Raw genomic sequence first — 909 nt, 5'->3', positions numbered from 1 at the left:
CATTTAAAAGATCATGAAATTGAAGGTTATTTAAAACATATTATCACCCCTTATCAAATTAGTTATTATACTTTCTTAGCTTTAAAAGATATTACCCAATTATGTCAAGGCAAAAATCTTTCTAATCGTGATTTAACCACTATTATTGAAGAAGCTTACAAAAAAACAGCTAAATGGGCTCAACAAAACCCTCAAACCCACGAAGTCATGTTACCCTCTGATATCGAAGAAGTCTTAAATTTGAAATTAAAAATAAAACCCGATCACCACCAAGTAAAACAACGCCGAACAGCTTGTGAAAATCAATACGCCCAATGGCGTCAAGGAATCCTTCAATATTTAGATAAACCCAAAGATGAAACCAAAACAGAAACCAATTTTACTTTTGATAGTTTAAACGGAATTAACTATTATCATCGTCGCTATTCTCAAATCCAATCTGAATTAAATAATATTAATCAACAATTAACTAAAATCCACCAAGAAAATAAAATCGCCCAATTAGAACAAGAATTAGTAACCTTAAACCAAACACCTGACAAATACGAACAAACGATTAAAGATAAAAACCAAGAAATAATCGATATTAAAAATAAACTTAAAAATCTTCCAACTCAAGAAGAAAATTTAAGAAAAGAATTAAAGCTGGTCGAAAATCGTCGCGAACTTCAAAAAGAACCATCTAACCTCGCCAACTACATCAAAGACCGTTATCCTTTCGACCGTTGGAATCAAAAATCCGTTACTTATGATATGACCACAACCAATGGATTTAAATTTTCTCGTTTCGATATCGGATTTGATAGTTATTTAGAAAACTATGTAAAATTAGAAAAACAAATCAACGAAGGCCCAGGTGGTAATTACTTAATCCTTAAATACAAAGGCCCTAAACACTTCTTAGATGAC

The 909-nt window shown here is 31.2% G+C and carries 1 pseudogene; it reads left to right on the top strand.

Annotated features, from left to right (window positions below):
- Positions 1 to 909 (top strand): annotated as a pseudogene (locus tag OYV_RS04050) (AAA family ATPase); the annotation flags it as partial.

The sequence above is a fragment of the 'Chrysanthemum coronarium' phytoplasma genome, from assembly GCF_000744065.1.
Classification (GTDB): Bacteria; Bacillota_I; Bacilli_A; order Acholeplasmatales; family Acholeplasmataceae; genus Phytoplasma; species Phytoplasma asteris.
The sequence above is the reverse complement of the archived record's forward strand: the minus strand, read 5'-3'. Positions and strand labels throughout refer to the sequence as shown.